Raw genomic sequence first — 13,131 nt, forward strand, 5'->3', positions numbered from 1 at the left:
GTTGGACATTTGATTTCTAGAGTTATTCGCATTTCTCTATTTTATCAAAATTCAACCTGCTTTGTTTCAGCATACTTTTTGAAACACCACCCAAACGTTTACTGATCCACTCAGAGCGTAAGGTATTCATGCTGTTGTATTACGCCCCAATATGACAAGCAAAGCTAAATAGATTGATTATTATACAAATAAAACAGGATGGTCTTAAAGCCTTTAGTCTTACTTCACTTATGTTTTTAATGAATTTTTATCATCTATTATTTTCAGATACTTAAGTTAGTTCATTTGAAACTTTAATGCAGGGTTTCATAACCACAATTCCCTATAAAGTCTTACAAAAGCAAGGGAATTTAAGCAGCTAAAAAATATAAAAACTTGCTTTCTGCACTATTTACACCTGCAACAAATAGGTGCATAATGCACCGCATTAGGGCGAGTTAAATTATTCCTCAGCAGATATTTTAGTTTACCCGCAAATTTTGGCGAAAAAAGCCCGATTTTCTATGAAAATCGGGCTTTTTTTTAGCTATTGAATTTTAGACCTCTATTTTTACTTTTCAATATGCACTATTTTGGTGCTTAAAATTATTCTAATATTTATTTTTCTCATCTTGTTTTGAGTTGAAGGTTTTTTCAGAAACGGAATGATCCGAAATAAAAAATGCTGGACAAAAAAAAGCCCAACCTTGGGGAAAGCTGGGCGATAAAACAAAAAATTGTGGAGAATCAGGCTAAATCACTATAAAAGTGTGAACTCTAACTTGATTTTCATATTATGTAAAATTCCCCTCAAAATGTAAAGCCGATTGCTCCAGTCAAGATTATAAAACATGCCCATTTAGCTCAAAAAACAGACACCTATTCTAAGATCCAAGCTGATGATGCTTTAAAATCAAGCAATCCAATCAAAGACCTGATGCGCCAGACATTTTGCACTTCTTGACACATTTATGAATTAACTCACCTATTATTAATTGTTTTAATAGATAAATGTATTATAATTAATCGTATTAATTGATTAAAATAACAACATAATTTCTCCTTAATCTTTAGTCCCGATTCTATATTTAAAGTCTAGATTTTTGTTATACAAGAGTTTTTATATAAAATAGCTTCGGAGCCTAATACTTGAATTTTACACAAAATTAATACAATGATTTAGCTTAAAAAAATAGCGATTTCGAATTGGATTGACTTAATAAATTGTTACAATACAATACGTTTTATGTTGTACATCTTTTGTAACAAAATGGTAAATATCATGAAAAAACTAGGTTTAGCCACTGCTGTATTATTAGCGATGACCGGTGCTCAAGCATATCAATTCGAAGTTCAAGGTCAGTCAGAGTACATCGACAACACTGCAAATGACAAAGACTTCACTGGCGCTGTTCAAGGTACTTACTACTTCAAAGATGTAGACGCTTCTAAAGGTCCTTTAGCTGAAGCTGCTTTCCTGAACCAAGCTTCTAATGTTGCTCTAGCGTATAGCTATGGCGAAAACGGTCAAGAAGAAGCTGGACGTTCACGTACTGTAAATCATACTTACGGCGTAAAAGGTGAAGCTTACGTTCCAACTTCAGTTGTGCCTGTTTATGCAAGCGCTTCTTATAGCCATACCATTGCTGATAGCAAAACTGCTAACGCAACTGACGATCAAGGCGACCGTTATGCATTAGAACTTGGTGCTTTAGTTGCTCCTAACTTCTTAGTTGCTGTTGGTTATACCAGCGTTGCTGACCAAGCTTCTTTAGATGCATTCAATATTGTGTCTAACGGCGTTGCTAAAGCTGCTCTTGAATCTGCAACAATTGCTGATAAGACAGATGCGATCACTGCACGTACTAAATACGTTGGTGCAATCGACGGTACTAACATGTCAATTGGTTTTGAAAGCGGTTTAGTTTATGGTGAAGATACTGCCTACAACTTAGGTACAACTCTTTTCCTTAACCCACAGTTAAGCGTTGGTGCTTCTTATATGGAATCTAGCTTTGCTGGTTCTCCAGACAAAGCTTGGGGCGCGAACGTAAACTACTTCATTACTCCTGCTGTTGCAGTTGGCGCATCTTATGTAAATGCTAACTACGAAGCAAATCTTGCGCAAACTGCTCAAGTTCGTGATACTCAAACGATCGGCGTAAATGCCAAATTCCGTTTCTAATTTCTGATTAGATTCTGAATCAAAAAAGGACGCATATTGCGTCCTTTTTTATTGTTTTATGACTCTGTTTACTCAGGCGTACGTACCAGACTTAAGAAGTGCAAATGACGTTCATATTGATCAATGATATCCTGCAATAGATCTTCTTGCGTCCACTCCATCACATCATAACCCTGCCCACCTTCTCTTAAAAAGACTTCTGCCTGATAGGAATCTACTCCCGCATTCTCCAGTTCAGCCATAAAGCTTGGACTTAAAGTCTGAGTGGCATTGACCTGATAGATAAAATTAATTTCATCCTGATGATCAACACGGAGCTGTATACCGTCTTCTAGCGGGCTAATCGCTACATGTAATCGGCGCCGTTTCAATTCACTTTGAAAGCTGAGAAATGCCTTATTCACCGTATTGTGAATATACTGCTGCACCTCTTCCTGAGTATGCGGATAATGCATGATCAGGCCTAAGCGCTGTTGCCAGCTGCGTGGATTCTGGATCGCACGCGGGGTAATCCGTGCGGCTTGCAGTGCATGCATTTTGGTGACATCCAGATGTAGGGCTTTGATTAATCCCCAACACATCAGCAGCATAATAAATGTAAATGGCAAAGCGCTCATAATCGTGGCCGATTGCAAGGCCTCTAAGCCACCGGCCAGCAAAAGGATGATGGCTAATAAAGCCATGAGTACGGTCCAGAACAGACGCTGCCAAGTCGGTGAATTATCACTTTTCGCTGTCAGATAATCAGTCACCAATGCCCCTGAATCGGCAGAAGTCACAAAGAACAGCATGACCAGTAAAGTTGCAATGATGCTGGTCACTGAGCTGAAAGGCAGATTGTTCAGAAACTCAAATAGGGCCACTGATGAATCACGCTGAACTGCCTCTAATAAGCCAGTATTGGCTTCATGCATAATGCTGTACAGTGCGGCATTGCCCATAAAGCCCATCCAGATCAGGGTAAATCCAGTCGGAATCAGCAATACACCCACGATAAATTCACGAATACTGCGGCCTTCCGAGACCCGGGCAATAAACATCCCGACAAATGGCGACCAGGAAATCCACCAGGCCCAGTACATGATGGTCCAGCCCCCAATCCAGCCACTTGGCTGATAGGCATACAGATTAAAGGTCATACTGAACAGATTTGAAACATACTGGCCGGCATTCTGAATAGTAGTCTGTAACAGATAAATACTCGGACCTGCCACAAAGACAAAAATCAGCAACAGCAGTGCAAGTACCAAATTTAGTTCAGATAAACGTTTAATTCCTTTGTCTAATCCAAAAAATACGGAAGTCGCCGCCATGACACTGACCACAATAATCAAAATGACCTGAGTACTGGGTGCCTGTTCAATGCCAAACAAATAGTTCAAACCTGAATTGATTTGGGTCACCCCGAAACCAAGCGTAGTAGCGACACCAAATACCGTACCAATGGTGGCAAAGGTATCGACGCCATCTCCAATCGGTCCATAGATCTTTTGACCAATCAGCGGATACAAGGCCGAACGGATTTTTAAAGGCAATTGATGCCGATAAGCAAAATAAGCTAACGATAGGCCAACAAGCGTATAAATGGCCCAGGCATGTAAGCCCCAGTGGAAAAAGGTGACCCGCATAGATTGTTGTGCAGCCAGTACGGTTTCAGGTTCACCGGCAGGTGGCGTGACATAATGCATCACCGGTTCGGCCACACCAAAGAACATCAGGCCAATCCCCATCCCTGCGGTGAATAGCATCGCAAACCAAGAGGCGCTGCTATATTTCGGCTGGCTATGGTCGGGTCCCAGTTTGATTTTGCCCATATCCGACAGGGCAATATAAACCAGAAGGATGAGAAATATCGCCACCGACAATACATAGAACCAGCTAAAGGACGTAGTAATCCACTGGTTCAGTTGCTGGGTGAAAACTGAAAAAGCATCGGGTGCAAATACGACCAACGCTAAAAATATCGCAATAATGGCGACAGTACTAATAAAAACATTTGGATTGATATTGGCAAAACAGGATGGTTTTGTGGAAGGCATACATCCTCCATTTTTTAAAAATTGGATCGACAAACAGCGTCAAATAATTATTGGTAAGGTCAAAATGATCAGACAGATTCAGTCTATGGGAGCTAGATCTCCTGCTATTTTAGGATGTGACACAAAATAAAGCCGTTAAGTTACTGTAACAAATACAATAAAAGGATGAGTCTTATTGCCCAGGCGGGTTTTCTCTATTTTTCACGTTCTTTTTATGCGGTAGACGTGCGATATATTGCAAGGCAATTAAGCGGGATACAATCAGCGCCAGATACATCACCCCGACAAACATCTGGATAATGGCTAGCATCCGTGCGACCGGACTGACCGGCATGATATCAGACAGTCCTGTTGCAGATTGCACACTGAAACTAAGAAAAATCAGATCCAGCCAGGGTTGATAGGCTTGCAGATCGGGGTCTGAAAAGCTGTACGGCACCAGCAGCTGACAGATACTGTAGAGGAAGGCAAAGCCCCAGGCCAGCAAGGTAAATACTGCGCCAGCGGCAAAGAGTTCATCCTTGGTCAGATAACGGTCATGAAACATATAACGCAGTAGGCCATAGGCTGCACTAAAATAAGCACCAGCTTCAAACAGGTGGGCGGTGACATGGATCCAGGTATAACGCAGTCCCAGCACAATCAGGGAGGAAAAGAGAATTGCACCGGCGACAAAGCTGAGTCCTAAAATGGTAAACATCGGAGTCTGGCGAATGACTCTGGCAATCACCAGCAAAACCAGAACACCCAGTACCCAGGTTCCCGCCCGATAAGACATGCTTCCATAACTCAATACCGACAAGATCAGGATCAGCAATTGCAGGCACAACAGCCATGCCGAAGGCAAATGGGTAAAGCTGTTCCAGAACTGCTGCAGAGATTGCTTCATAATGCCCTTCTTGTTGCTATTCTTGTTACTATCTTCATGTAGGGAATACATTGTTATTGTTAACAGCTTTTAACATAGCATGCTCAAAGCCACTTGCAGATATACGATTTGTATGAAAATTACTGAAATAACACTGCACAAATCCAGCCAGCTCAATGCAATACGGCATTTATCCTAAAGAAAAAACTTGATGATATCTCCATAAAAAAAGCCCCTGACGGGGCTTTTTTAGCGTAGCGCAGATCTTAGTGATCCGATGCGCCTGAGATACCAATACCGGTTTGTGAGCGTACAAACTGCGCATCAAAGGCTTTGCGTTCTGCCTGAGCCTGTGCCGAATTATCCGTCACAGAGAACAACCAGCAGCACAAGAATGATAATGGCATCGCGAAGATTGCAGGACCATTGAACGGGTTCACTGGCGTATCAGAAATACCCAAAGTATCGACCCATACTGCTTTAGACAGCACAATCAAGGTTACTGCGGTTACCAGACCTGCAACACCACCAATCACTGCACCACGTGTCGTCAAGCCTTTCCAGAACATAGACAATACCAGTACCGGGAAGTTGGCACATGCCGCAACAGAGAATGCCAGACCGACCATGAAGGCTACGTTTTGTTTCTCGAACAGAATCCCGAGAATCATCGCGAAGATCGCAAGACCTAAAGTCGCAATCTTAGACATACGTAGTTCCGATTCAGGCGTGGTTTGGCCTTTCTTCAACACGTTGGCATACAAGTCATGCGAAATTGCTGAAGCACCTGACAGGGTCAAACCTGCAACCACTGCAAGAATCGTGGCAAATGCAACTGCAGAAATAAAGCCCATGAACAGGTCACCACCGACTGCATCAGACAGGTGAACCGCCGCCATGTTATTACCACCCACCAGCTCCAGCTTGCCAGTCACTGCCATTTTCGCAACATCAAGGAATTGCGGGTTGTTCGATACATAGAGAATCGCACCAAAACCAATGATGAAGGTTAATAGGTAGAAATAACCAATAAAACCTGTAGCAACTACGACTGATTTACGCGCTTCTTTGGCATCTTTTACCGTGAAGAAACGCATCAGGATATGTGGCAGACCTGCGGTACCAAACATCAATGCCAGACCTAAAGAAATCGCATCAATCGGATTAGATGCCAGACTACCCGGACCCATGATTTTGGTCGCATCTGTCAGGCTCAAGTCATGTACTTTTGAGTAGACTCCAATCGCCTGTTCAAACATGTTGGTAAAGCTGAAGCCCACACCTTTCATAACCATGAATGCCATAAAGGTTGCACCAGACAGCAACATCACCGCCTTGATGATCTGTACCCAAGTGGTTGCCAACATACCGCCGAACATCACGTAGGCCATCATCAACAAGCCAACGATCACGACTGCAATGTTATAGTTCAGACCGAATAGAAGTTTGATCAGCTGACCTGCACCCACCATCTGTGCAATCAGATAGAACGCGACCACAACTAGTGAACTTAAAGCAGCCAAGGTACGTACCGGTTTTTCCTGCAAGCGGAAAGACACTACGTCTGACAGGTTGTATTTACCCAGGTTACGCAGACGTTCTGCCACCAGGAACAATACAATCGGCCAGCCCACCATGAAACCCAGTGAATACAGCAAGCCATCAAAACCGGACAGGAATACCATCGCGGAAATACCCAGGAACGATGCAGCTGACATATAGTCACCGGCAATCGCCAGGCCATTCTGGAAACCGGAAATACCGCCACCGGCAGTATAGAAGTCTTTGGTATTGGTGGTTTGTTTTGCTGCCCATTTGGTAATAAACAGCGTAGCACCTACGAAAATCACAAACATGATAATCGCGTGCCAGTTGGTCGCCTGCTGTTCTGCTGCACCCAGATCAGGACCAGCGAATGCAACGCCTGAAGCCACTATCGTGGTCGCTAGGGCAATAAGAGAATTCCATTTCATCTTAGTGGTGTCCTTTTTCATGCGCAATCGCTTCGACTTCACGGATTGCTTCTTCAGTCAATTGATCAAGTTTGTTATTGGCAATGTAGGAATACACACCACACAAGATAAACGACAGGACAATGATACCTAGACCAAGTGGAATACCCCACGTGGTCACACCACCTGAAATTGAAGACAATAGAAATTCTTTGTTGTAACCAACCAGCAACATGAAACCCACATAGACAAATAGCATAATGCCGGTCAACGTCCAGCTGAGCATACTTTTCTTGCGGACCATTTCCTTGAATTTTGGATTTTGTAGAATACGATCTACTTGTACCTCATCCATAATTACTACTCCTGTAGCCCAACCTTGGGCCTACTATTTTTAATTCGAATTATCACTATCACAAGTTAACAAGATTCGTATGTGCTTGTAATTTAGACTTTGGTCGTTAAAAAATGATCAATTTAAACTGCAGCGTTCATGATGCGCTATCATAGCGGCATGCTCAGCACACATCAGGCTATATGAACAGTTGGCTCATCATAGGGGTACTTGCCCTCTATATCGCATTACTCTTTATCTGCGCTTTTTACGGAGAAAAACATGCCAGCCGGCTGAGTACCCGTGGGCGCATGTTATTGTTCAGTTTAACTTTAGGGGTGTACTGTTCCTCTTGGACCTTTTATGGTGCCACGGGTGCTGCGGTACGTGAAGGGATTATTTTCCTGCCGATCTATCTGGGTCCGCTGCTCTTTGTTGCTGTCGGCTATGACATCTGGCGCCGTCTGGGACGGGTGAGACAACATCATGCCATTTCTTCGATCGCTGACTTTGTCGCAGCACGCTATGGTAAAAGTGGTCCCCTCGCCTCGCTGGTAACCATTCTGGCAGTGGTAGCGATTGTGCCTTATCTGGCCTTGCAGTTACGTGCGATTGCCTTAAGTGCCGCCGTCATTCTGGAACCTTCCGCAGGTGTAACCGGCACGACCAATGGCGTACTGTTTCTGACTGGGGTTCTGGCAATACTGGCGATGATGTTTGGTACCCGGCAGATTGCCAATACTGAACAGCATGGCGGCCTGATGCTGGCCGTGGCATTTGAGTCTTTTGTCAAACTCTTCGCCCTGCTGGCAGTTGCCTGTTTCTTTATGTTTGAAGCACCAGAAAATCTGGCACAGATCAGTAGCGATATCAGCACTACTTTTCATGATGTACAACTGTTTGGCGTGCCACAAAGTTTCTGGATTCAGACCCTGCTCGCGGCACTGGCCATTATCTGCCTGCCGCGTCAGTTCCATGTAGCTGTGGTTGAGCTACGTGATGAAAAACATATTCGTGGTGCGCGGCGTTGGTTTGCAGTTTATTTGATTCTGACTACCTTGGCGATTATTCCAATTGCCAGCTGGGCGCTACATGCTGCACCGCAATATCTGGCCATTCCGGATGTGGCGGTCCTGTCCTTACCACTTAGCTATAATCAGGACTGGTTGACCTTATTGGCATTTCTGGGTGGTTTCTCTGCCTCTACCGGGATGCTGCTGGTGTCTTCCGTGGCACTGTCAATCATGCTCAGCAATGACCTGATCATGCCGGCGTTGTGGCGTTTAAAGCTGATTTCCCGGCATGACAAACGCTTGCCGCTGGTGCTGAAATTTACCCGCCGGGTCTGTATTCTGGGCGTGATGTTGATGGGCTTCCTGTTCTTCAATTTCTTTAATGATATTGACCAGTTGTCGGTTTTTGGTCTGTTGGCATTTAGTGCGGTGGCACAATTCGCCCCTGCCCTGATCGGTGGCCTGTACTGGCGTGGCGGTAGTAAACAGGGTGTCTATGCTGGACTCCTGACCGGTTTTGCCTTGTGGGCTTATACCCTGCTGTTTCCAACCATTTTGCGAAGCCTGCCAGAAGCCTATAGCAGCTTTAGCCAAAGCTTGCTGAATCAAGGGCCTTTTGGCTGGAACTGGTTAAGACCGGAAGCCCTGATCGGTTTTGAGTCTTTTGATCCACTGACGCATGGCGTAGTTTGGGCACTGGGCTTAAATACCCTGCTGTATATCTGGATTTCCCGTATTTTCCGTCCGAGTATTGCCGAACAGATTCAAGCCGAAAGTTTCTTCTATTATGAAACCAAGCCACTACCCTCGCAGAGTCCTTCTAACGAGGTCAGCTATTCGCATCAGGATGTCGCCCGTTTAAAAGTCGGTGATCTGATTACCCTAGCTAAACGCATTACCGGCGAAGGCCCAACCACACGCGCTTTCCAGCAGTTCTGCACCCAAAACAGTGTTGAGCTGAATGAAAACAGCAGTGCCAATGGCATGTGGTGGCGTTTCACCGAACAGTATCTGGCGGGGACTATCGGGGCAGCCTCGGCACGTACCCTGTTGACCACAGCTATGGTTAATAATGGTTTGGCATTGGGTCAGGTCGCCAATATTCTCGATCAGGCCTCGCAATGGCAACGCTTTAATCAGAACCTGATCATGACCATGATTGATCACATGACCCAAGGGGTCAGCGTAGTTGATGAAAATATGTGCCTGGTCGCATGGAACAATCAATATCTGAAACTGTTCGATTATCCGACCGATATTGTCTATGTCGGTTGTCCAATCGCAGACCTGATCCGTTATAACGCTGAACGTGGTGAATGTGGCCCGGGCTCGGTTGAAGAACATGTACGGAAACGGATTCACTGGATGCAGGTCGGCAGTGCCCATGAATTTGAACGGATTCGTAAAGATGGCCGCGTCATTCAGATGCGCGGCAATCCGATCGAAGGCGGCGGGTTCGTTACCACTTTCGCCGATATTACTGCCTTCCGTGAAAATGAAGCCGTACTTGAAGCCCGGGTTCAGGACCGTACCCAGCAGCTGGCCGATGCCCTGTCCGAGCAGCAACTGGCGCGGGAACAGGCGGATAAAGCCAATATGTCGAAAAGCCGCTTCATTGCCGCCGCCAGTCATGACCTGTTGCAACCAATGCATGCTGCGCGTCTGTTCAGTACCGCACTCGAACAAAGCGTGCAGAATGATGAAGACCGCAAGACCTTACAACAACTGGATCGTGCTTTGCATGGTGCAGAAAGCATGTTGTCTGCCCTGCTGGATATTGCCCGACTGGAAGGCGGCACCATTCAGCCGAAACGTCAGGCTTATCCGCTGCATGACCTGCTCAGCGATCTGGAACTCCAGTTCAAATCCATCGCTGCACAACGTGGTATCAAGTTCAGTGTGCATGATGCACAGTTCTGGATTGATACCGATCCACAATGGATTCGCCGCATTATCCAGAACTTTGTCAGCAATGCGTTGCGTTATACTGCCAGAGGTAAAGTGGTGGTCGGTGTATTACGTTCGAGCAGCAGACCGAATCATATCCGTATTGGCGTTTGGGATACCGGACCCGGCATTGCCGAAGAACAGCGCATCAAGCTGTTTCAGGAATTTGAACGTTGCGGTCACACCTCACCTTGGGGTGAACAGGGTCTGGGTCTAGGTTTGGCGATCGTACAACGCATGACCAGCATGCTGGACTATCCGGTGCATGTATCTTCTGCGCTGGGCAAAGGCTCCTGCTTTATGATTGAAGTGCCTGTGATTGAGGCACCTAAAGTTGTTGCAGCACCGGTTCAGGCCGTACCTTTAAAGAGCAAGGCCTTTAAGATTCTATGTCTGGATAATGATGAAACCATTCTGGAAGGCATGTCGACCTTATTGACTAAATGGGGCTATCAGGTATTTAAAGCCACCGAACCTGAGCAAGCAGCCATGCTGATTCAGCAGGAAAATATTCAGGTTTGGCTGGTGGATCAGCATCTCAACCAAGACAAGATTGGTCTGGATTTCATTCTGGAACATCGTTCAAAGGATATTCCGGTCGCCTTGATTACCGCTGACTCCGATCCGGAATTACCGCAACGTCTAAAAGAGCTAAACATTGTTCTGCTGAAAAAACCGCTGAAACCGGCCTCATTACGTTCATGGTTATCTGGACTGAAAATTTCCGACTCCTAAGTAGATACTGATCTGATCAATGCCCATTTCAAACCTTGAGATGGGCATTTTTTATACTCAACTGCCACATAAACTTACCTAGCTTGCATAAAATTTATTCTAATGTGCTAAAAGCAGCAAATATGCCGAAAATACAGCTGAATAAATTGACCAAAATGCTCATTTTTTAATTCACTATGGCAAAAACTGACGAATGTATTAATATACATGTGTACACTTAGTTACAATTAATTATCTTATTGTTTTTAATAAAAATTAAAGAGTAATTTTCCACTACTATAACTTTAGTCGTATTTTTTATCCCCGGCACTTGGCTCTAAAAATAGAGGAATAAGAAATGATCAGTTGCCATCTCATGCAGTCTTAATTTTTTTGGTCGCTGATCTATTTCTGCATATCGGAGTTCTTCACATGAACATAGATCAAAACCATGGCCTGAATCAGACCCAGCAGTTTCACCGTCAATATGGCGCCAACGCCTTATTGCCAAGCATTGACTGGGCACAGATCTTTAAATACAGCAAGCTGAATGATGCCCAGTATCAGGCACTGGAAACGCTGTATCAGAGTGCAGTACCCCTGGCACTGCAAGTCTTTGACGAATTACATTTTGATGTCTTTGAACCTTATGCCTACAAGCCGCAAGGTCTGGGACTATTTGAAAAGATTGCTGAACAGGAAGACAAGCTGATTCAGTCTTTAGAAGCTGAAACAGAGGACCTTCCAGCAAAAACCCGTCATCAGATCTGGAGCATGTTGCTGCGTGGTGGCGCGGTACTGGTCTTTAAGGCCTGGCTGGGTAAAGTCAAAAATGAAGAAGATTGTCTGGACACCAGCCAGTTTGATGAGCTGTCTGATCTGTTATTTATCAAAACCTGCCCACATGAGCTGGCGCAGCGTTTACATGTCGATCCGAATACGCGCGACGAACATGTCTTCCTGATGTATGACAATGAAGTTTATCTGGATCGTTTTAACAGTCTGGAAACTGCGGCACTGTTTGTGGATCTGGGTGTATATGATGCGACTTTCCTGAGTTTGCGTGATGATCGCGTGGCGGAATATCTGAAATCGAAAGGTTATGTCACTGAAGAGCAGATTGACGAATTGCAATGTGCCTTAAATCCATTGTTTTGTGATGATTTCACCCGCAAGCAGGATTATATCGCCTAGCTGACTCAGGCCTTTGCACTCAATTTTTCAGATTTCACCCATAAAAAAAGACCTCCAAGGAGGTCTTTTTCAATTCGGCTATGCAGAACTTACATTTTGCGGTCTTCAATATTCAGTGCATTAATGGCCAATACCGCTTGTGTCCGGTTTTGTACTCCGAGTTTACGGAAGATTGCCGTCACATGCGCTTTAATCGTCGCTTCTGACACATCCAGTTCATAAGCAATCTGCTTGTTTAATAAACCTTCAGCCACCATCATCAATACCCGGAACTGTTGCGGCGTCAAAGACTGGATCCGTTCTGCCAAAGCCGTTTCATCGGCAGCACGCGGATCAAAATTCATATTGGCTGGCAGATTTGGTGGTAACCAGATTTCACCTTCCAGCACTTCACGAATCGCTTCACCGATATGGCTTGGGTGGGCAGATTTAGGAATATAGCCCATTGCACCATGCGCGATCGCACGCTGGATAATGCTGACTTCTTCATGTGCAGACACGACAATAATCGGTAAAGACGGATATTGTGCGCGGACATGCACGAGGGCAGAAAAGCCGGAAGCGCCCGGCAGGTTTAAATCCAGCAGCACAAGATCAGGCTCAGGGCCATTTTCTAGACGTTCATAAAATTCATTGACTGCCGCAGTTTCATGAATCTGGGCTTGTGGCAGGCTATAACGTACAGCTTGAATCAAGGCATGACGAAATAGTGGATGATCATCAACGATTAAAATATTCATAGGCAACGTGAGAGAGATCTTGGCACGGTAGCCCCTATTCTAACCACACAACCCGGTTAAGGATATGCAAGACACTACAATTTTTAAAATAATATGCAGTTTTTCTTCAAAATTGCCCATTTTTGCACTATTGCAATAATTGTTTAATTCTCATCACTTTTTTATA

Annotated in this window: 8 protein-coding genes; 3 read left to right on the plus strand and 5 right to left on the minus strand. The window is 44.8% G+C overall.

Annotation, left to right across the window (positions count from 1 at the left end; all coding sequences use genetic code 11):
* The first annotated feature begins 1,249 nt into the window (after positions 1 to 1,249).
* Positions 1,250 to 2,164, plus strand: coding sequence for a porin Omp33-36 (gene omp33-36 / locus NI469_RS01075; protein ID WP_257220113.1), 915 nt, complete (start codon positions 1,250 to 1,252; stop codon positions 2,162 to 2,164).
* A gap of 68 nt (positions 2,165 to 2,232) precedes the next feature.
* On the opposite strand, the gene NI469_RS01080 is transcribed toward omp33-36, so the two are convergent.
* From NI469_RS01080 to NI469_RS01095, 4 genes are all read right to left on the minus strand, one after another.
* Entirely contained in the window at positions 2,233 to 4,203 is a 1,971-nt protein-coding gene (locus tag NI469_RS01080; protein WP_004729199.1) for a BCCT family transporter, read from the minus strand.
* Between the two features lie 172 nt (positions 4,204 to 4,375).
* Positions 4,376 to 5,092 carry an ion channel gene (locus NI469_RS01085; protein WP_004729196.1) on the minus strand — a complete coding sequence of 239 codons (717 nt, stop codon included), beginning with the start codon at positions 5,090 to 5,092 and terminating at the stop codon, positions 4,376 to 4,378.
* Between the two features lie 245 nt (positions 5,093 to 5,337).
* A complete protein-coding gene (locus NI469_RS01090; protein ID WP_004729195.1) occupies positions 5,338 to 7,044 on the minus strand; it encodes a cation acetate symporter in 1,707 nt (568 codons plus the stop codon).
* Position 7,045: 1 nt separating this feature from the next.
* The gene (locus tag NI469_RS01095; protein WP_004281374.1) at positions 7,046 to 7,378 is read right to left on the minus strand and encodes a DUF485 domain-containing protein; all 333 of its coding nucleotides are present in this window, start codon (positions 7,376 to 7,378) and stop codon (positions 7,046 to 7,048) included.
* A gap of 182 nt (positions 7,379 to 7,560) precedes the next feature.
* On the opposite strand from NI469_RS01095, the gene NI469_RS01100 reads away from it, so the two are divergent.
* A complete protein-coding gene (locus tag NI469_RS01100; RefSeq protein WP_004729193.1) occupies positions 7,561 to 11,052 on the plus strand; it encodes a hybrid sensor histidine kinase/response regulator in 3,492 nt (1,163 codons plus the stop codon).
* Positions 11,053 to 11,463: 411 nt separating this feature from the next.
* A complete protein-coding gene (locus tag NI469_RS01105) occupies positions 11,464 to 12,225 on the plus strand; it encodes a hypothetical protein (RefSeq protein ID WP_004647267.1) in 762 nt (253 codons plus the stop codon).
* 89 nt (positions 12,226 to 12,314) lie between these two features.
* On the opposite strand, the gene NI469_RS01110 is transcribed toward NI469_RS01105, so the two are convergent.
* Positions 12,315 to 12,965 carry a response regulator gene (locus NI469_RS01110; RefSeq protein ID WP_004281370.1) on the minus strand — a complete coding sequence of 217 codons (651 nt, stop codon included), beginning with the start codon at positions 12,963 to 12,965 and terminating at the stop codon, positions 12,315 to 12,317.
* Between the last annotated feature and the right edge of the window lie 166 nt (positions 12,966 to 13,131).

The sequence above is a fragment of the Acinetobacter lwoffii genome (assembly GCF_024129735.1).
Lineage (GTDB): Bacteria > Pseudomonadota > Gammaproteobacteria > Pseudomonadales > Moraxellaceae > Acinetobacter > Acinetobacter lwoffii_H.

Bases quoted from the DNA above. Each gene is read 5' to 3' on its own strand.
- NI469_RS01110 (WP_004281370.1), bottom strand. From the start codon at position 12,965: ATGAATATTTTAATCGTTGATGATCATCCACTATTTCGTCATGCCTTG.
- NI469_RS01090 (WP_004729195.1), bottom strand. From the start codon at position 7,044: ATGAAATGGAATTCTCTTATTGCCCTAGCGACCACGATAGTGGCTTCA.
- NI469_RS01085 (WP_004729196.1), bottom strand. From the start codon at position 5,092: ATGAAGCAATCTCTGCAGCAGTTCTGGAACAGCTTTACCCATTTGCCT.
- NI469_RS01100 (WP_004729193.1), top strand. From the start codon at position 7,561: ATGAACAGTTGGCTCATCATAGGGGTACTTGCCCTCTATATCGCATTA.
- NI469_RS01080 (WP_004729199.1), bottom strand. From the start codon at position 4,203: ATGCCTTCCACAAAACCATCCTGTTTTGCCAATATCAATCCAAATGTT.
- NI469_RS01105 (WP_004647267.1), top strand. From the start codon at position 11,464: ATGAACATAGATCAAAACCATGGCCTGAATCAGACCCAGCAGTTTCAC.
- NI469_RS01095 (WP_004281374.1), bottom strand. From the start codon at position 7,378: ATGGATGAGGTACAAGTAGATCGTATTCTACAAAATCCAAAATTCAAG.
- omp33-36 (WP_257220113.1), top strand. From the start codon at position 1,250: ATGGTAAATATCATGAAAAAACTAGGTTTAGCCACTGCTGTATTATTA.